Origin of the sequence: Mariniflexile sp. AS56, from assembly GCF_030552475.1 — a bacterium.
GTDB lineage: Bacteria > Bacteroidota > Bacteroidia > Flavobacteriales > Flavobacteriaceae > Mariniflexile.
This window is the reverse complement of the sequence record NZ_JAUPED010000011.1, coordinates 94,799-115,025: the sequence shown is the minus strand read 5'-3', so window position 1 is coordinate 115,025 and position 20,227 is coordinate 94,799. Positions and strand designations below refer to the sequence as shown.

15 protein-coding genes are annotated in these 20,227 nt (G+C 35.3%); 9 read left to right on the top strand and 6 right to left on the bottom strand.

Features of this window, described 5'->3' with window-relative positions:
• Positions 1 to 224: 224 nt before the first annotated feature.
• Positions 225 to 3,182, bottom strand: a complete 2,958-nt coding sequence (locus tag Q5N74_RS14205; RefSeq protein ID WP_304389564.1) for a DNA polymerase III subunit alpha — start codon at positions 3,180 to 3,182, stop codon at positions 225 to 227.
• Positions 3,182 to 4,396: a DNA polymerase IV gene (locus Q5N74_RS14200; RefSeq protein ID WP_304389563.1), complete on the bottom strand. Its 1,215-nt coding sequence runs from the start codon at positions 4,394 to 4,396 to the stop codon at positions 3,182 to 3,184. The genes Q5N74_RS14205 and Q5N74_RS14200 overlap by 1 nt, the downstream gene beginning before the upstream one ends.
• A 52-nt stretch (positions 4,397 to 4,448) precedes the next feature.
• On the opposite strand from Q5N74_RS14200, the gene Q5N74_RS14195 reads away from it, so the two are divergent.
• Positions 4,449 to 5,222 carry a LexA family transcriptional regulator gene (locus tag Q5N74_RS14195; protein ID WP_304389562.1) on the top strand — a complete coding sequence of 258 codons (774 nt, stop codon included), beginning with the start codon at positions 4,449 to 4,451 and terminating at the stop codon, positions 5,220 to 5,222.
• A complete protein-coding gene (locus Q5N74_RS14190; RefSeq protein ID WP_304389561.1) occupies positions 5,222 to 6,562 on the top strand; it encodes an exonuclease domain-containing protein in 1,341 nt (446 codons plus the stop codon). Before Q5N74_RS14195 ends, Q5N74_RS14190 begins: the two co-directional genes overlap by 1 nt.
• Positions 6,563 to 6,624: 62 nt before the next feature.
• Here Q5N74_RS14190 and Q5N74_RS14185 read toward each other — a convergent pair whose 3' ends face one another.
• From Q5N74_RS14185 to Q5N74_RS14175, 3 genes are read right to left on the bottom strand one after another with little or no spacing between them, the layout of a single operon-like run.
• Positions 6,625 to 7,206 carry an LUD domain-containing protein gene (locus Q5N74_RS14185; RefSeq protein ID WP_304389560.1) on the bottom strand — a complete coding sequence of 194 codons (582 nt, stop codon included), beginning with the start codon at positions 7,204 to 7,206 and terminating at the stop codon, positions 6,625 to 6,627.
• On the bottom strand, positions 7,199 to 8,566 hold the full coding sequence (locus tag Q5N74_RS14180) for a lactate utilization protein B (protein ID WP_304389559.1): 1,368 nt from the start codon (positions 8,564 to 8,566) through the stop codon (positions 7,199 to 7,201). Before Q5N74_RS14180 ends, Q5N74_RS14185 begins: the two co-directional genes overlap by 8 nt.
• A 2-nt stretch (positions 8,567 to 8,568) precedes the next feature.
• Entirely contained in the window at positions 8,569 to 9,306 is a 738-nt protein-coding gene (locus Q5N74_RS14175) for a (Fe-S)-binding protein (protein ID WP_304389558.1), read from the bottom strand.
• A gap of 384 nt (positions 9,307 to 9,690) precedes the next feature.
• On the opposite strand from Q5N74_RS14175, the gene Q5N74_RS14170 reads away from it, so the two are divergent.
• From Q5N74_RS14170 to Q5N74_RS14150, 5 genes are all read left to right on the top strand, one after another.
• Complete coding sequence (locus tag Q5N74_RS14170; RefSeq protein ID WP_304389557.1) at positions 9,691 to 11,796, top strand: bifunctional aldolase/short-chain dehydrogenase; 2,106 nt, start codon at positions 9,691 to 9,693, stop codon at positions 11,794 to 11,796.
• A gap of 159 nt (positions 11,797 to 11,955) precedes the next feature.
• Entirely contained in the window at positions 11,956 to 13,236 is a 1,281-nt protein-coding gene (locus Q5N74_RS14165) for a sugar isomerase (RefSeq protein WP_304389556.1), read from the top strand.
• Positions 13,237 to 13,245: 9 nt separating this feature from the next.
• The gene (locus Q5N74_RS14160; protein ID WP_304389555.1) at positions 13,246 to 14,616 is read left to right on the top strand and encodes an FGGY-family carbohydrate kinase; all 1,371 of its coding nucleotides are present in this window, start codon (positions 13,246 to 13,248) and stop codon (positions 14,614 to 14,616) included.
• A 36-nt stretch (positions 14,617 to 14,652) separates the two neighbouring features.
• Complete coding sequence (locus tag Q5N74_RS14155) at positions 14,653 to 16,065, top strand: cytosine permease (RefSeq protein WP_304389554.1); 1,413 nt, start codon at positions 14,653 to 14,655, stop codon at positions 16,063 to 16,065.
• Between the two features lie 171 nt (positions 16,066 to 16,236).
• On the top strand, positions 16,237 to 17,133 hold the full coding sequence (locus tag Q5N74_RS14150; protein ID WP_304389553.1) for an aldose 1-epimerase: 897 nt from the start codon (positions 16,237 to 16,239) through the stop codon (positions 17,131 to 17,133).
• A gap of 92 nt (positions 17,134 to 17,225) precedes the next feature.
• On the opposite strand, the gene Q5N74_RS14145 is transcribed toward Q5N74_RS14150, so the two are convergent.
• A complete protein-coding gene (locus Q5N74_RS14145) occupies positions 17,226 to 17,513 on the bottom strand; it encodes a hypothetical protein (RefSeq protein ID WP_304389552.1) in 288 nt (95 codons plus the stop codon).
• A gap of 198 nt (positions 17,514 to 17,711) precedes the next feature.
• Between Q5N74_RS14145 and Q5N74_RS14140 the strand changes: the two genes are divergently transcribed.
• Together Q5N74_RS14140 and Q5N74_RS14135 are read left to right on the top strand one after the other, a co-directional pair.
• Positions 17,712 to 18,098 carry a thioesterase family protein gene (locus Q5N74_RS14140; RefSeq protein ID WP_304389551.1) on the top strand — a complete coding sequence of 129 codons (387 nt, stop codon included), beginning with the start codon at positions 17,712 to 17,714 and terminating at the stop codon, positions 18,096 to 18,098.
• Positions 18,099 to 18,175: 77 nt separating this feature from the next.
• Positions 18,176 to 19,738 (top strand): hypothetical protein, encoded by a 1,563-nt coding sequence (locus Q5N74_RS14135; protein WP_304389549.1) that lies wholly within the window; start codon positions 18,176 to 18,178, stop codon positions 19,736 to 19,738.
• Positions 19,739 to 20,227 lie beyond the last annotated feature (489 nt).

Genomic DNA, 20,227 nt, shown 5'->3' with positions numbered 1-20,227 from the left:
ATGCTTAAAATTGAAATAATTATTTATGATATTCCATTTTAAATATCAGCGTAATAACTCTAAAATATTGGCTGTTTTTTTTGAATAGAATAACTTTTACTCTCCTATACACCAACGCAATACATACTAAAAAAAAATTACGAATTACTTTGAATAACACGCTCTTTAGCCCTTTTTGAGTACCCCACATGCTTACCGTAAGAGACTCTCCCCTAACTTCTATACTACAAACCTCGCGGGTCCGGTTTTAAAGACATTTTATTTGACCAAATAATATCTAAACTACAAAAATCAAACTCCTCGGTAACCTTCCCATAACAGGCATAAACCCCCATACCATTAATTGGGTATTTATCAACTACTTTGGTGAAATGTACCGTATCAAAGTAGCTACCATCTCTGTCTACAAAGGTGCAAAACCGTATTAATTTACCTGTAGAAGTATTATGGAAACGGGTGTTTACTAAAATACCATACAGCAACACATCCTTATTTATGTATTTATTTAATTCATTTACCTTTATGTTTTCCTGACATACTTCATCCATCAAATCAAAATAACTACACAACGGGAACCCAAGCAACTCTATCTGGTCATAAGCTTCTTCAATATACGTAATTGTAAGCGTTGGCAAATTAAACTGCCTGTGGTTGGGCTTAAATAAACGGGCCTGTGTTGTGCCTTGCTTAGTAACATTCAGTTTAAAAATAGCTTCCCATAACAATTCCGTTTTTGAACGTTCGGTAAATCTAAAAGCATCAATTCTAATTAATATGGTTATTTGTTCAATACTAATAGAAACCCGATCGATAAAATCATCTAAAGAATTAAATATGCCATTAAAATTTCGCTCCGTCAGGAATCTTTTAATGGTTAATGCTTCCAAACTTTTCAAGTAACCAAAGCCCAAATAAATAGTTTTCTCCTTTATCAGGTTGGGATGATCGCTATTATTAATACATGGCGGGTGCACCAAACCACCACACATTTTAGCCTCATGTATATAATGCTCTGTACTATAAAAACCCCCACCATTATTTAAAACAGCCACCATAAACTCCAAGGGGAAATAGCATTTTAAATATAAACTTTGGTAACTTTCTACAGCATAAGAAGCCGAATGCCCCTTTGCAAAAGCGTACCCTGCAAAGCTTTTTATTTGATCCCACACCTCAAAGGTTAATGCCTCTGGATAGCCTCTTTCTTTACAATTTTTAATAAACTTCGCTTCCACTGCTACAAACTCCGTTCGTGACCTAAACTTACCGCTCATGCCTCTACGCAACACATCGGCTTCTCCTAAAGTGAGTCCTGCAAATTGATTGGCTACTTTCAGCACATCTTCTTGATACACCATAATACCATAAGTCTCTGGCATAATTTTTAATAACATGGAATTCGCTTCTTTGCGTTTTTCTGGATACCGCTGCCTGATGATAAATTCTTTTTTCATGCCTGAACCAGAAACCCCTGGACGAATAATAGAACTCGCCGCTACTAACCCTAAATAATCCTGCGTTTGTAGCTTTTGCATCAAGCCTCGCATGGCAGGAGATTCTACATAATAAGCCCCAATTGCTTTACCTCTTTTTAAAAGGTCATTGATGTTCGGGTCCTTTTTAAACGCCTCGACTTGGGTAATATCTATGGGTGGGAGTTCGGGTCTGTTGTACTGAACAATTTCAATCGCTTCCTTTATTTTAGCCAAACCCCGTTGTCCTAAAATATCAAATTTAAAAACACCCACATCTTCCGCAATAATCATATCAAATTGAATGGTTGGAAAGCCTTTTGGAGGTAAATCAGTCGCTGAATAATAATGAATGGGTTTATCTAAAATCAATACGCCACAAGAATGTACACTCAAATGGTTTGGAAAACCTCTAATAAGTTGTCCGTACTTTAAAACTAATTTTGAAATATCATCTAAAGTAGATTCTGCATATTTACCATCACTCAACTTATCTATTTCTTCCTTTGGCAACCCAAATACTTTACCCAATTCTCTCACCACACCTCGATACTTGAAGGTGTTATAAGTGGCTAATAAGGCGACATGTTCAAAACGTTTAAAGATGTATTGAGTAATATCTTCTCTATCTTTCCATGAAAAATCGATATCAAAATCGGGTGGAGATGCTCTAAAAGGATTAATAAAACGCTCGAAATACAAATCCAACTCAATAGGGTCTACATCTGTAATCCCAATAATATAGGCCACAATACTATTCGCGCCACTGCCCCGCCCTACGTGTATATACCCCATTCGTTTTGAATAGGAAATAATATCATAATTAATTAAAAAGTAAGACACAAAATCCATGGTCTTTATGGTGATTAACTCAGTATATAAGCGGTCTTTAACCTTTTTTGTAGGCTTGGAATAGCGTTTATGTAAATTAGCCTCGCATAGTTTCTCTAAAAGTTCATAATCTGCTTCTGGTGATTCTAAATACACCCTTTGGTTTTGTGATATTCGGTCTTTTCCAAAACTAAAATCAATGGAACAGGCTTCCAATATTTTTTCAGTATTAGAAATAATATGCGGAAACTGATTGCAAGCTGTTTTTAAATCTTCCAAAGGCAACATAACATCGGTGGTTTTGCATTCTTCAGAAGATTGCAACTTACTTAACAAGGTGTTATTATCGATGGCTCTTAATAAACGATGGGCATTAAAATCTCTTTTATTCCGAATGGTAACCTGCTGTTGAATGACCAACTTATCGGTATATGATTTATATGCTGAAAAGGGTAACTTCTTTAGCTCTTCCACAGACACCCCTATAAATTCATTATCATGAAACACTTTCTTTTCATTTTGCAACACCTTTTCAAAAGGATAAATAATGAACACATTCTGGAATGAAGGCGCCTCATTAGGAATGTTTTTTTTGTGATGAGAATGCTCTGATAAAAATGTATTCAACTCCTGAAAGCCCTCATTATTCTTGGCAATACCAACAAACTGCTGCGAAACGCCATTTCTAAAATCAATACCAATAACTGGTTTTATATTGAATCCCTTTGCTTTTCGTGTAAAATTTAAACATGCCGATGTGTTATTAATATCTGTTAACACCAATGTTGAAATGCTGTTTTTTTGTGCAAGTTCCAAAAGGTCTACTTCTGAAAAAGTTCCAAAACGCAAGGAATAATATGTATGACAGTTAATGTACATTATTGTTTTCTATGTGCTAATAAAATAGGTGGTTCGCCATTAAATGGATTTTGGAAACGCCCAATAGTTTTTGCGCCCATGGCCGATGCTTTTTGGACACTCAATTCACCATAACGGTTTCTTATGGTATCCATCGCATTGTAAAGGCTCAACATTTCTTCGGTATCATCAAATAGGTTAATTTGGTAATTACCCGTCACCAAATCACTAAACTTCACCCCCACTAACCTAATTAGTAAACGCCGTTGATACAGATTATCAAACAACTCCAGTATTTTAGGAATTAAAACATGGTCTGCACTGGTATATGGAATTTTAAGCTGTTTGGAATAGGTATTAAAATCGGAATAACGAATCTTCACACTAACGCAAGACGCCAGTTTATCACCTCTACGTAATTGAAATGCTAAATTTTCAGCCATTGCAAAAATTGTGGTGCGTAATTTCACAACATCCGTTGTATCTTTGGTAAAAGTGCGTTCTGTCGAAATAGATTTTCGTTCATAGAAAGGAATAAGTGGCGGGTTGTCTAAACCATTGGCACGCTTCCAAATGGTAGTACCATTAACCCCCAAGACGCTCGTCATCATTTCAACGGGCATTTGCTGCACCACACTTACTTTATCAATCCCTAAATTCCTTAAAATTTGATAGGTTTTATCTCCTACCGATGGAATTTTTTTAATAGACAAAGGTGCTAAAAAAGGTTTTTCAAAACCAGGGTCTATACGCAGTTGGTTATTAGGTTTCGCTTCACCCGTCGCTACTTTTGATACAATTTTATTAGCAGATAAACCAAATGAAATAGGCAACCCTGTTTCCCTAATAATGGTAGATCGCATTTCCGAAGCATATTTATAACTTCCAAAAAACTTGTCCATACCACTTAAATCGGCATAAAACTCATCGATGCTCGCCTTTTCAAAAACAGGCACTTTTTCTTTTATAATTTCAGTAACCTGATGGGAGTATTTGGTATAAATAGACGAATTCCCTCGAATAACAACTGCCTCAGGACACAAACGTCTGGCTAGCTTCATAGACATTCCCGAATGTACCCCAAAACGCCTTGTTTCATAGCTACATGCGGCAACAACACCTCTATCTCCTATACCGCCAACCAGTAAAGGCCGTTTTTGTAACCTGCTATCAATCAATCGTTCACAAGAAACAAAAAAGGTATCCAAGTCTAAATGTAATATGTTCTTATTCATGCTACAAAATTAGCTACATTTACAAGCAATTATTGCTTATATTTGTAGCATTATGAAAATGATTTCAAAAAACATTCGGCATTTAAGGCATTTAAAAGGGCTTACACAAGAAACGCTTGCAGACGATTTACAGGTAACACGTTCACGCATTAGTTCTTATGAAGAAGGACGATCGGCACCTACCATCGACATGCTTATATTAATTTCAGATTATTTTAAATTACCTATTGATATTTTATTGCGAAACGACTTAACAAAAGCAACAGATTCCTCCTTTATTGAAGTTGGCAACCAACGCGTATTGTTTCCTATAACGGTCGATTCAGATAATGAAAACCTAATAGAAGTAGTTCCCATTAAAGCTTCTGCTGGTTATTTAGCAGGTTATGACGATCCTGAATATATTGAACAGCTCGATAAAATAAAACTTCCTTTTTTACCCACAGGTAAACACAGAGCCTTCCCTATAAAAGGCGATTCTATGTTACCCATGAAAAGTGGTTCGTATGTTGTGGGACGTTTTGTTGAAGATAGAAACGATATTACCAATGGTAAAACATATGTACTCCTTACTTTGAATGATGGTATGGTATACAAACGTGTCTACAACCATATTAAAGAGAAAAATGCATTACTTTTAGTTTCCGATAATACCACGTATCCACCTTACGAAGTATCTATTAATGAGGTGGTGGAATTATGGGAATTTACCTGTAGCATCAACACTCAAGAATACAACGAACAGGAACTAAAAATAAGCAGTATTATTAATATGTTTAATGATTTAGGAGTTGAATTAAAAGCTCTAGAAAAACTACAACGCTAATGTATACGATCATCGATGTTGAAACCACGGGACAAGGCAATAAAATAACTGAAATATCTATTTTCAAATATGACGGCACCCAAATTATTGACGAATTTACATCGTTAGTAAACCCTGAAGCCTATATCCCCGAATACATTACCACGTTAACCGGTATTGATAATGCCATGGTTGCCAAAGCACCTACATTCGCTGAAATTGCTAAAGATATTTTGGCGATTACCGAGAATACCATCTTTGTGGCGCACAGTGTGAATTTTGATTATAATGTAATACGCAGTGAATTTAAAGACATAGGTATTGATTTCAAAAGAAAAAAACTATGCACAGTCCGCTTATCACGTAAATTAATCCCAGGGCATGCCTCTTATAGTTTAGGCAAAATATGTACCGCATTATCTATTGATATTAATGGCAGACACAGAGCACGAGGTGATGCTGAAGCCACCGTAATCCTTTTTGAAATTTTATTAAAAGCTGAAAATTCTGAAAAGGTTTTTAATGATTTTTTAAAACCCTCTTCAAAAGAAGCGACTCTACCTCCCCACTTACCAAGCGCTGTTTTTAATGCGATTCCCAATAAAGCGGGTATTTATTATTTTAAGAATAAAAAAGGAAAGGTTATTTATGTTGGAAAAGCAAAAGACCTAAAGAAACGTGTGTTGAGTCATTTTTACAACAAAACGACCAAAGAGTTAAACCTGTGTCGAGAAACCGTAGATATCGATTTTGAGTTATCGGGTAGCGAACTTGTTGCGCTTCTTATGGAAGATGCTGCCATCAAAGAATATTTCCCTGAATACAATTTGGTATCAAAAAGAAACACCAAAGCTTTTGGTATTACGATGTTTGAAGATAGAAACGGTATCATTCATTTAGCATACAACACTTTAAAAGCCACCCCAAATCCGCTATTTATTTTTTATAGTATAACAGATTGTAGAGCTTTTCTAGAACGTTTATGCTCCCAGTTTGAATTATGCCCAAAATACTGCCATCTACAAGATGGTGTTGCCCAGTGTTCGCATTACAAAATAAAAACATGCCATGGTATTTGCAATGAAAAAGAATCTACCAATCTATATAATGACCGTGTTCGGAATGCTGTAAAACTTACACTTGAAAAATCTAAAGACCTTGTTATAAAGGAAAAAGGCCGACATGAAGAAGAAGAGGCCTTTGTACTTATAAAAAACAATGTGTATTTAGGCTATGGTTTTATTGATAAATCGGAACAAATAACCAATAACGAAGCTTTAGAACACCATTTGATTCTACAAAATGACAATGTGGATGTGCAGAAAATTCTACGCAGTCAATTATTAACTATATTAAATTAGAAATAACAAGCATTTAAGAAAGCACTAGCTTGCTTACGCTCCAAATTTCTCATTCAATTCCTTTAAACAATAAAAACAGTTAAACTCATGGCTCCGTGCGCTCCTACTACCAAACATTGTTCAATATCGGCTGTTTTAGAAGGCCCTGAAATGAAGACTCCAAAGGTGCGTTCACGCTTAGAAATAGCTTCATAGACATGGTGCAGGTGCAAATAAATATCCTTTTTTTCTACTATTAGAATTAAATCGTTTGTAATAAATGGTAAGGCACGAATGGTAAAATCAGACTCAGCTATCCAAATAGCACCATTTTCAGCGACAGCCAATTCGCCTTTTATAATCGCTAAATCTATATCTTCTAAACCATGTGGTTCTGTGTCTTTATTAATAGAAATGGTTCCTAATGTAGATTCCTTTACACAAGACACAATTTTTGAAGCCTTGGGATACAGCTTTTTAATTTCAGCATCCATCGCTTCAATCGCATTTAATTGAATCGCTTGGCCGCCAACAAACTTCAAGTTATCTATAAAAGTTTCTACTAAATTTATTTCTTCTTCAAAAAAACTTAAATCAATTTCCGGTAATGGTAACGATTCTGGTTTATTTTTTTTAACGGCTTTTAAAATAGATTCTCTACTCATTTTTCTTTCTTTTTTTATACCATTCATCAAAATTCTCATTCTTAACTTCTGGCAAATCTCTGGCTTTACCCCAAGCATTTAACTTCGAATAAATTAAAAAACGCGGCGCATGTTTCAACATAAAACGTGATGATTTCCCAACAAAACTATACATTTTAGAATTTGCTAAAACGCTCCCTGCTATTTTTAAAACCGTCTTCTTCACAACAGGTTGAGGCACATCTTTCACAATCACTTGGCGCCATTTATATAACTGCTCGTGAATATTAATTTTAACTGGGCACACATCACTACACGAACCACAAAGTGTGGATGCAAATGGTAGTGAACTGTGTTTTTTCAAATCGATTCCTGGTGATAGAATAGACCCAATAGGTCCTGGAATGGTTGCTTTATAACTGTGACCACCGCTACGTCTGTAAATTGGGCAGGTATTCATACAAGCACCACAGCGAATACAATGTAAGGAGGCTCTAAAATCTTCACGACTTAATTGCTCCGTTCTTCCATTGTCAACTATTACAATATGCATTTCTTTACCCGGTTCAGGCTTATTAAAATGCGACGAGTACGTCGTAATAGGTTGCCCCGTAGCGCTTCTGGCTAGCAGGCGTAGAAAAACACCTAAATGTTTTTCTTGGGGAATCAATTTTTCCATTCCCATACAAGCAATATGCACTTTGGCAAGGTGTGCGCCCATATCGGCATTTCCTTCATTAGTACATACTACAAAACCACCCGTATCGGCTACGGCAAAGTTAACACCTGTAATAGCCGCATCTGCTTTTAAGAATTTATCACGTAAATGCTTTCTAGCTTCACTGGTTAAATATTGAGGGTCGCCATTACACGGCTTGGTACCTAAATGCTCTTGAAAAAGCACATCGACTTCTTCTTTCCTTTTATGGATAGCAGGTAATACAATATGACTTGGTGGTTCTTGAGCCAATTGCACAATACGTTCCCCTAAATCGGTATCAATTACTTCAATATCATGCGATTCCAAATAAGGGTTTAAGTGGCACTCTTCCGTAAGCATCGATTTGCTTTTAACCACTTTTTTAACGTCATGCTTCGCTAAAATACTGTGAACAATCTTGTTGTGTTCTTCGGCATCGGCTGCCCAATGTACGGTTACACCGTTTTTTTGAGCGTTTTCTTCAAACTGTAAAAGATAACCATCTAAATTAGAAAGCACATTCGCCTTAATGGCCGATGCTAAATCTCTAAGATTTTCCCAGCCTTTTACGTTATGAGCCGATTTATCTCGTTTCTGCCTAACAAACCATAAGGCTTTGTCGTGCCAGTCTACTTTCGCTTCGTCTTTATTAAATACTGCTGCTTCGTCTGCGTGTGCCATAATTAGATACTGCTATTTAAAATTTCTGCTATGTGCATCACCTTTAAAGGTTGTTTATTTCTATTTATTAAGCCTTCCAAATGCATTAAACACGAGTGGTCTGCACCGGTTACCACTTCAACATCGCTGTCTAAATGGTCCTGAATTCTATCTTTCCCCATTTTTACTGAAATGGCTTCTTCAAATACCGAAAACGTTCCACCGAAACCACAACATTCATCCACTCTATTCAAGGTTTTAAGTTCTAAACCTTTCACTTCTTTTAATAGACTTTCTTCGGTTGAATAATGATCGTCCATCCGTTCTGAACAAGACCCAAGGCGTAAACCACGAAGACCATGACAACTTTTATGAATGCCCACTTTATAAGGGAAGGAAGCGCCTAAATCTGTTTTACCTAATACTTCATAGATAAATTGACAAAGCTCGTAAGTGTTTTTCCTAACACGTATCACCTCTTCCGTTTGTTCTAAAATATCAAAATGTTTTTTAACATGATACACACAACTCCCTGAAGGCCCCACGATATAATCGAATTCCTTAAAATTCTCTACAAATAATTGACAAATTCCTTTCGAATCATCTTCATATCCGGAGTTACCTAAAGGCTGTCCACAACAGGTTTGCCCCGTGGGATATACAACTTCAACGCCTAATTTTTCCAAAACCTCTAAAGTAGCAATACCTACTTGAGGGTATAATTGATTTATGTAACAGGGTATAAATAAACCGACTTTCATTTTTTCCTTATTTTTTAAACTTCTTTAATAACACCTATTAAAGAGTATTAATTATTGATGTTTGAAGAAGTTCTTCTTTAAAATTTAAACACCATAAGATAATAGCAAATTTAAACATCTCAACTAGAAATACTGCCCTGTACTGTACTGTATTTTTAGTTTCAAGTAAAAACGAGCACATTATTCATTCTAACAAAGGGTTATAAATACCTAATTAATAAGTCCTAATAACATGAAGTTGTATCCTAATTCAGGATAAAAAATCAACATTAAACATCATTTTTTTTTAAATAATTCATTTTTTTTAATGGATAACAGTACAGTACAGGATACAAACATTATTCTCTTAATTTATCTTCGCTTAGAAATATTTTAATAATACTCATGAATACACTTGAAAAAAATTTTAAATACGTAGATTATCTTTGGGATAACGCAAAGGCAGAAAATTTAGGCGATGATCAGGTTGCATTATTTTTATACCGTTCTAACATTTTAGGAGCCGATTTAAGAATCACTAATTATGGAGGCGGAAATACAAGCTGTAAAACCATTGAAAAAGACCCTTTAACAAATGCTGACGTTGAAGTGATGTGGATTAAAGGTTCTGGAGGCGATATAGGTACTTTAAATAGAAGTGGTATTGCAGGAATTTACACAGATAGATTACGCGATTTAAAAAAGGTTTATGGCGGTTTAGCTGATGAAGACCGCATGGTTGCTTTATTCAACCACTGTATTTATGATTTAGATAGTAAAGCGCCTTCAATAGACACGCCTCTTCACGGGTTATTACCTTTTGCACATATAGACCACTTACATCCAGATGCTTTAATAGCTGTTGCAGCTGCTGAAGACAGTGAAAAAGTAACCAAAGAAATTTGGGGTGATACTATGGGCTGGGTGCCTTGGCAACGTCCTGGTTTCGATTTAGGTCTGCAATTAGAAAAATGCTTAGCAGACAACCCTGGAATTAGAGGCATTGTTTTAGGTAGCCATGGTTTATTCACTTGGGGTGATACTTCTTATGAATGTTATATGAATAGTTTAGAAGTTATTGAAAAAGCTTCTGATTATATTGAAACCAAAATCAAAGAACAAGGATCTGTTTTTGGCGGACAAAAAGTACAGAGTTTAGCTAAAGAAGCGCGTTCTGAAAAAGCATCTCAATTAATGCCTTTATTAAGAGGTTTATGTTCTTCTGAAAACCAAATGATTGGTCATTTTTCTGATAGTGATGTGGTTCTAGAATACATTAACAGTCATGATTTAGAACGATTAGCGCCAATGGGAACGTCTTGTCCAGATCATTTCTTAAGAACAAAAATTCAACCATTAGTTTTAACTTTAGATACTAATGAAGAAATAAGTGATTCTAAAGCCATTCTTGCAAAATTACAACCTGCTTTTGAAGCATACAGACAAGAATATGCTAATTATTACAATACGTGCAAGAAAGACAACAGCCCTGCCATGCGCGATCCAAACCCGGTTATTATTATTTATCCAGGAGTTGGAATGTTCAGTTTTGCTAAAAACAAGCAAACAACACGTGTGGCTAGTGAATTTTACATTAATGCGATTAACGTAATGCGTGGTGCAGAAGCTATTACATCTTACACGTCATTACCAAGACAAGAAGCGTTTGATATTGAATATTGGTTACTCGAAGAAGCAAAACTTTCTAGAATGCCAAAAGAACAACCATTATCGCGTAAAGTAGCTTTAGTTACTGGTGCTGGTGGTGGTATTGGAAAAGCAATTGCCGATAAATTGGCTGCTGAAGGTGCAAACATCGTACTTACAGATATTAATGAAGACAGTTTAAAAGAAGCACATGCTACTTATAAACGCGATGTATCTACCTATGCTATTTGTAATGTAACAAGTAACGCATCTATTAGAGAAGCATTTAATAAAGCGTGTTTAGAGTTTGGAGGTGTTGATATTATTGTACACAGTGCTGGTTTAGCCATCTCTAAACCTATTGAAGAAACTACTGAAAAAGACTGGGATATTTTACAAAATGTATTAGTTAAAGGTCAGTTCGAATTAGCTCAAGTAGGTGCTGAAGTGATGCGTAAGCAAAACCTAGGCGGAAACTTTATTAGTATAGCTAGTAAAAACGGATTGGTAGCAGGCCCTAATAATGTGGCTTATGGCACAGCAAAAGCAGCACAACAACACATGGCGCGTTTATTAGCCGCAGAATTAGCTCCAGATAAAATACGTGTTAACACCGTAAACCCCGATGGTGTTATCGTTGGAAGTAAAATTTGGGAAGGTGCTTGGGCAGAAGGGCGCGCTAAAGCCAATGGTATTACTGTAGAAGAATTACCTGCTTTTTACGCAAAAAGAAATTTATTAAACGAAATTATAACACCTGCTGATATTGCGAATGGGGTTTTTACTTTAGTAGGAATTCTAGATAAATCTACCGGAAACATTATTAACGTTGATGGTGGAATGGCAAATGCATTTGTTAGATAAAATAGTTTGAGTTAGTTTTAGTTTGTTGAAAACTTCCATAGCATATTCAAGTATATATGGAAGTTTTTTTTTCGACATCTAGAATTAGTTCCTTGTAAATTTTAGGAGCACATAAATAATACAAATGCTATCTTACCATTAATATAATATTACCAACTCATGAAAATAGGACAAAACCACATACAAGACACCAATAAAAAAGATTTAAAATCGCATCAAGAGCATTTCGATTTTTTGGGCCATAGCTTAACAAAAAAAGGAGCGAATGTTGATGCTATCATTAAAAAACTTCAAGATTTTCAAGTAGCCATTCCAAGTTGGGCACTAGGCGCTGGAGGTACACGTTTTGGACGTTTTTCATTTTTCGGAGAGCCTTCTAGCTTAGAACAAAAAATTGAAGATGTAGGTGTTTTACATGCCTTAACACAAACTGCAGGAGCTGTATCACTTCATATTCCTTGGGATATTCCTCAAGATTATAATGCCATTAAAGAATTAGCAAGCGGTTTAGATATTAAGTTTGATGCGGTAAATTCAAACACCTTTCAAGATCAAAAAAATGCGAAAGAAAGTTATAAATACGGTTCTTTAAGCAACACGAGCGAAGCTGCGAGGCAACAAGCCATTCAGCATAACTTAGATGTTATTAATATTGGAAACAAATTAGGTTCCAAAGCTTTAACCGTTTGGTTGGCAGATGGCTCTTGTTTCCCTGGTCAAAACAACTTTCAAACGGCCTTTCAAAACACACAAGATAGTTTAAAAGCCATTTACAAAGGCGTGCCAGATGATTGGAAATTATTAATAGAATACAAACCATACGAGCCAAACTTCTACAGTACGGTAATTCAAGATTGGGGTGCTTCATTAATGCTTGCTAATGAATGTGGTGACAAAGCATATACTTTGGTCGATTTGGGCCACCACCTTCCAAATAGTAACATCGAACAAATTGTTTCTATTTTACAATTGAAAGGAAAATTAGGTGGTTTCCACTTTAACGATAGTAAATATGGTGATGATGATTTAACTGTTGGTAGCATCAAGCCTTATGCCTTATTCTTAATTTTTAATGAATTGGTTTATGGGATGGAAAACAACCCACAAAATCCAGATTTAGCGTGGATGATTGATGCGAGTCACAATGTAAAAGATCCGTTAGAAGATTTAATACAATCGCTTGAAGCCATTCAAGAAGCCTATGCTAAAGCACTTTTAGTCGATCAAGAGGTATTAAAAGCAGCACAATTGGATAATGATGTAGTTAAATGCCAAGAAATTTTACAAGACGCTTATAGAACTGATGTGCGTCCACTCTTAGCAAAAGCACGATTAGAAAGAGGCGGTGCCTTAAGCCCTATTCAAGCATATCGTTCGTTAGATGTTAGAAATTCATTAATAAAAGAAAGAGGTAAAAATACTGTGGCAACAGGTTTATAATAGGTGAACATGATAGACGTAACAGCTGTATTTGACATCGGTAAAACCAATAAAAAATTCTTTCTTTTTGATAAAGATTACAAGGAAGTTTATAAAGAATACACACACTTTGACGAGATTGAAGATGAAGATGGTTTTCCTGCCGAAAATCTAGAAGCCCTTCAAACCTGGTTAAAAAGTGTATTTGAAAATATTCTTAAAGCATCTGAATTTAATGTGAAGGCCATAAACTTTTCAACCTATGGTGCTAGTTTTGTGCATTTAGATGAAAACGGCGAAGTACTTACGCCACTTTACAACTACACAAAACCTATTGACAAAAGCATTATAGATTCGTTTCTAGAAAAATACGGACCAAAAGAAGAGTTCCTAAAAACAACAGGGTGTTTCGATTTGAGTTTGCTAAACTCGGGTTTACAACTTTATTGGTTAAAATATAGCAAACCAGAGGTTTTTAAAAAAATTAAATACTCGTTACACCTGCCGCAATACTTAAGCTATGTTTTTACGGGCATTCCTTTAAGCGAATATACCAGTATTGGTTGCCATACGGCGCTTTGGAATTACACGAAAAAGGATTACCACGAGTGGGTTTATAAAGAAGAATTAAACACCATTCTACCTGCAATCGTGTCAACCGAAACAAGTATTAACATGAATTATAATGGAAAACGCATTAAAATTGGTGTGGGTATTCACGATAGTTCATCTGCATTATTACCTTATGTAAGAAGTGTTAAAAAGAAATTCGTGCTAGTTTCAACAGGTACTTGGAGCATTACTTTAAACCCCTTTACAGACCACCCGATTATTGAAGATACGCAGGATAAAGATTCTATAAATTACATGCGAATCAATGGAAAACCTGTAAAAGCAACCCGCTTATTTCTAGGGAATGAATATAAAATTCAAGTTAACAAACTACATACACATTTTGGTGTTTCAGATGATTATCATCGTCATGTAAAATTTGATTATGATACCTATGCTGAAATTAATAAAAATTTCAAACACATGTTTAAATGGGAAAGTTTAACGGATAGCGACATGCCGTCACAAACCAGCTTTCCATACAGCAAATTTGAAGATGCTTACCATCAATTAATGACCGAACTTGTTTTGCTTCAAATAAAAAGCATCCAAGACGTTATTGGAGATGATGCTATTAAAAGATTATACATAGATGGTGGTTTTAGTGATAACGATTTGTATGTAAAATTACTATCACATTACTTTAGAAACATGAAACTTAGAACCACAGACTCTTCATTAGGGTCTGCTTTGGGTGCTGCTATTTGTATTTCAGATTCAAAACTCAATTCTAAATTCCTTAAAAAGAATTATTCACTTAAAAAACATGTACCCTTTATTTTAAAATAAAACCAACTTATACCATAACTAAATACCATAAAACTAATGAGCCAAATTAATACCGAAGCCGAAGACATAGAAATTATTGCAGGAGGCGAGTTTGAAAGAACCCCTGTGCCGCAATCAAAATTAAAAAGTTGGAAAAGCTTTTTAGGTATGTATGCCGGCGAACATGCTGCTGGAACCGAATTTATGATTGGCCCCTTATTTTTAACCGCGGGTGTAAGTGCTTTCGATTTAATTATCGGTCTTCTTATCGGTAACTTATTAGCTGTATTATGTTGGAGGTATTTAACCGCCGAAATTGCTGTTAAAAACAGATTAACCCTATATTTTCAACTAGAAAAAATATGTGGTAAAAACTTGGTAACAGGTTATAATTTAGCAAACGGTATTTTATTCTGTTTTTTAGCTGGATCTATGATTACGGTTTCAGCCACCGCTGTTGGTATTCCTTTTGACATGCCTATGCCGAAACTATCAGACACACTCCCTAACGGAGCAACTTGGGTTATTATTGTCGTTATTATTGGTGCTGTGATATCGCTTATTGCCGCACGAGGTTACGACACGGTTTCTAAAGCTGCCAACTGGATGTCGCCTATTATTGTTTTAGCTTTTTTAGCTTGTGGTATTGTTGCTTTAAACCAATTAGGTGTTTCTAGTTTTTCTCAATTTTGGGATATTTGGGGTGCAGGTAGAGACCCATTCCCAGGTCAAATAAAATACACCTTTTGGCATGTTGTAATATGGTCTTGGTTTGCAAATGCTGCCATGCACATTGGTATGTCCGATTTATCCGTTTTTCGTTTTGCAAAGAAAGCTAGTTCAGGCTGGACTACCGCTGCGGGTATGTATGTAGGTCATTATATGGCGTGGATTGCTGCTTGTTTATTATATGCGGTATATTTAAATTCACCCGAAGCACAAGCCTTTTTATCAAATGGTGAAGCACCTCCTGTAGCTCCCGGACCTTTAGCTTATAACGCTATTGGTGTTTTCGGAATTATCGCTGTGGTTCTAGCTGGATGGACTACCGCCAACCCAACCATTTACAGAGCTGGTTTAGCATTCCAAGCAGTTTTACCAAAATTATCGACTGCAAAAGTGACTATATTAGCAGGTGCAATCGCAACCATTGCGGGTCTATTTCCTGCTTTTGCGATGAAACTTTTAGGGTTTGTTGCTCTTTACGGATTTATTTTAGCGCCTTTTGGAGCCGTTATCGTATTTGAGCATTTCTTCCATAAACAAGCTGGTATAGTTAAAAACTACGCTGAGGTTGCCAATATTCAATTTAACAAATCGGTGTTATGGGCTTGGGCTATTAGTTTTGGTTTGTTCTACTTTATATCGGTACAATTTGATGTGTTTTTATCATTTGTAACGTTACCTGCTTGGTTACTATGTGGCGTCCTATTCCTTGTTTTTAGTAAGAAATTTCAAAAGAAACACTAGAAGATAAAGTTTATAAAATTTTTATAGAAACCCGTGAACAAGCTTGTTTACGGGTTTTTAGTTTCTAAAGCGATTAATAAAATTCAAAAGACAAAAACCAATAAAATGTAGGCATTTAACTTGCACTTAGTATATTTGCAAGGTTCTAATCATCAAAAAAAAAGGAAGACATTGTATACCATAAAGCAGACTTTAAACAGCTCTAATATTTTAGAGTGTATTGAAATAGAAAACTCAGAAAAAACATGTTATGCTAAAATTAACGTCCATCAAGGCGCCAGTTTACAAGTATTAAAACTTGATAGCAAAATAGTTATTGAGGATTTATCTCCGTTAACTTATAACAACACCTATGCTTCCTCTATCCTGTTTCCGTTTGCCAACAGAATAAAAGATGGTAAATACACGTATGAAGGTAAGGAGTTTCAGTTTGAGGTCAATGAATCTGGTAATAACAACGCCCTGCATGGATTGGTTTACAACAAAACCTTTCAAGTGGTTGATCAAAAAGAAACAAAAGACTTTGCCACTATCACCTTTGAATATGTAGAGACTAACGAATCTATGGGCTTTCCATACACATATACCATGCAACTTGAATATGTTGTGAATAAAAATTCGGTAGACATTCATGTGTCAGTTAAAAATACCGATGCCGAAGCCTTTCCTTTTACACTCGGGTGGCACCCTTATTTTGTTAGTGCAGATTTATACAACAGCACTCTTAATTTTGATAGCAACAAACAACTTGTTTTCGATGAACGTTGCTTAACCACAGGCGTTACAACCATTGAGAATGAACCCGATTTCGAGATTAAAGACAAACAATTGGATGATTGTTTTGTTCTAAATACGAATAAAACCCAATTCAATACACCAACTTACAAACTAGCAATAAGTGCTTCTTCCCAAGAAAACTTTCTGCAAATTTACACACCACCTAGAGCAAACACCATTGCTATAGAGCCAACAACCGGCGTATCGGATAGCTTTAATAACAAAATGGGCTTGGAAGTTTTAAAACCTAATGAAACGCATCTACTCACATGGAATGTAACCATACTATAAATTAAAAAAATGCTGTTTCATTAAATGAAACAGCATTTTTTTTTATATAAAGCTTCTAATAAAGGGAGATGCAATTAAAACATCTCTTTTTATTAAAGGATGATGATTAACAGTAAAATGATGATGATTGCTCCCGAAGAAATGTAAAGTCCATTTCCTGATGCTCTTACATCTTTCTTGATTTTTCGTACTTCTTTACGTAGTGCCTTCTTTTCAGAAGAACTTAACTCAGATTTATCTAATTCTTTTATTTCTTCCAATCGATTCAACATCACTTGAACTTCAGCAGGGATTTCAGCTGGTGCAGGAGCTGTTGCATGTATTGGTGCTTTTTCAGCAGCCATCATTGTGTTTGGTAACGCTACTAATGATACCATCATTAATAAAATAATAAGTGACTTTTTCATAATGTGTTGGTTTTAAGATTATTTAACACTGTAAAGGTAGGCGATATGCCGTTGCTTCCGTTATATCATTTTTTATACATGTTACATAATTCAAACTTTACAGCATTTTTCAGAATTTATTAATTACTAATTTTTATCTTTCCTTTTTTCAATTCAGAAAAACAGAACAGCATGCAAACTTTCGAGACGAGTTTAACGGTAACAGAAAACGATTTAGACGAACTTAACCATGTTAATAATATTCGGTATGTACAGTGGGTGCAAGATATTGCCAAAGCGCATTGGCTAAAAAATGCCTCGGAAAACATCCTAAAAACCTATCATTGGGTCATGCTATCTCATTATATAGAGTATAAAGGTTCGGCCTTACTAGATGATGTTGTGACGATTAAAACCTATGTGGTAGATTCTAAAGGCGCCACCTCTATGCGTATGGTTGAAATATATAATGATGCCCAAAAATTGCTTACAAAATCTGAAACCTCTTGGTGTTTAATAAATACTAAAACCAAAAGACCTGCACGAATTACCCCCGAAATAATCGATTTATTTAACTAAATAACGAAGTTGCATACTATAGGTTCAAAACAAAAGTTATATTTTTGATTCCTATTGATTCTAAATAACCCCGTTTAATGAAACGCACTTTATATACCCTTTTTACCCTAGCCTTTTTAATGCTTTGGAGTTCTTGCAGAAAAGATTTTGATTTTTCACCAAACACAGGAAGCCTTCAATTTTCTAAAGACACCGTATATTTAGACACCGTTTTCACCAACATTGGGTCTAGTACTTATAATTTAAAAGTATATAACAAGAGTAATCATGATATTCTGATTCCTTCTATAAAATTGGCTTTAGGGAACACCTCGAATTACCGCTTAAATGTAGATGGGATTGCAGGTAAAACCTTCGATAATATTCAAATTCTAGCCAAAGACAGTTTGTTTATTTTTGTTGAAACTACCATCGATATCAATAATTTTTCCAATCCAGATGGGGAATTTTTATACACCGATCAAATAGAGTTCGATGCAGGTGCCAACCTTCAAAAGGTAGAACTTGTTACATTAGTACAAGACGCTGTTTTCATATACCCAGATAGAGATAACACGACCAAAATTATTGAAACTCTAAAATTAGATATTAACGGCGATCAAGTAGAAACAGAACTTCAAGGTCGCGAGTTATTACCAAGCGAACTCACCTTCACCAATGAGAAGCCCTATGTTATTTATGGTTTTGCTGCGGTGCCCAACGGAGAAACCTTAACCATTAATGCTGGAGCTCGTGTGCATTTTCACGAAAATTCTGGTTTGATTGTTACAGCTGGTGCTACCTTAAAAGTAAATGGGAACCTGAGTACTGATGCTGAACTTTTAGAAAATGAAGTTATTTTTGAGAGTGACCGTTTAGAACCCAATTTTGAAAACGTTCCCGGGCAATGGGGTACCATTTGGTTATTTGAGAATAGTATGAATAACAGCATAAATTACGCGACCATAAAAAATGCAACCATTGGTATTTTATGTGATGGAAACGCCAATGTTGCGAGCGAAAAACTTAAAATTACAAACTCACAAATTTATAATTCTAGTAGTTTTGGCTTAATGGGGAGAAACACCTCTATTACAGGTGAAAATATGGTGATTAATAATAGCGGACAAGCCTCATTCGCAGGCACTTTTGGTGGAAAATACAATTTTACGCACTGCACCATTGCTAATTACTGGAATGGCTCTAGGCAATTCCCTTCTGTTTTTTTAAACAATTTTATTACAGATGAAAACGATACTGCTATTGTAACCGATTTAACCCAAGCCAATTTTAACAACTGTATTATTTACGGAAACGATAATCCTGAAATTCTGTTTGAAGAAATTGAAGATGCTTCGGTAGTTTTTAACTTTAAATTTACGAATTGCTTGATTCGCTTTGACAATAGAAGTAATAATTTCACAGGACCTAATTACGATTTGAATGACACCAACCACTATGAAGGTAGCATTTTTAATAAAAACCCACATTTTAAAAACACATCGCTAAACCAAATGATTATAGGTGAAGATTCCGCGGCTATAAGCCAAGGTTCATCCGCTTTTGCAAGCCAAGTACCTTTTGACATTTTAAATGTAGACAGAACCACTTTAACTGACTTGGGAGCCTATCAGCATATTACTTTTCCTGTTGAGGATTAAAAATCATAATATCGTATCTTGGTTTATTGTTGGGGGTGTGAATAAAAAAACTTCAAGATGAATAATATTATACAGGAATTGCTGTTGATTCGAACAAACGTTTTTTAGAACATCAAAAACAACCGAAAGCTTGTTCTACTGGGTGTAAAAAACATACGGGAATAGAAATAATCGAAACAATTGACACATAGTATAATGGAATCAAAGATGCTATTATACTACTTGAGGATATTTATACTCTAAAGATATTGACAAGTATCTATTTAAAAATGTAAGAAGTAGTAGGTATTTAGGAAACGACTTGAAAATAAAAAATCACTAGTGTTAACTAAACCAAATCTAGAAAACGAGCAAACTTCCACACACAAGGACGTTATGATACCGTTTTCCCCGCCTTGAATAAAGACTACCTAATTTTAAACATTATCTACAAAAAGGATCAAGTCACCAGACGGTATTCACAAATTTTCAAACTAAAAATTTTAGACG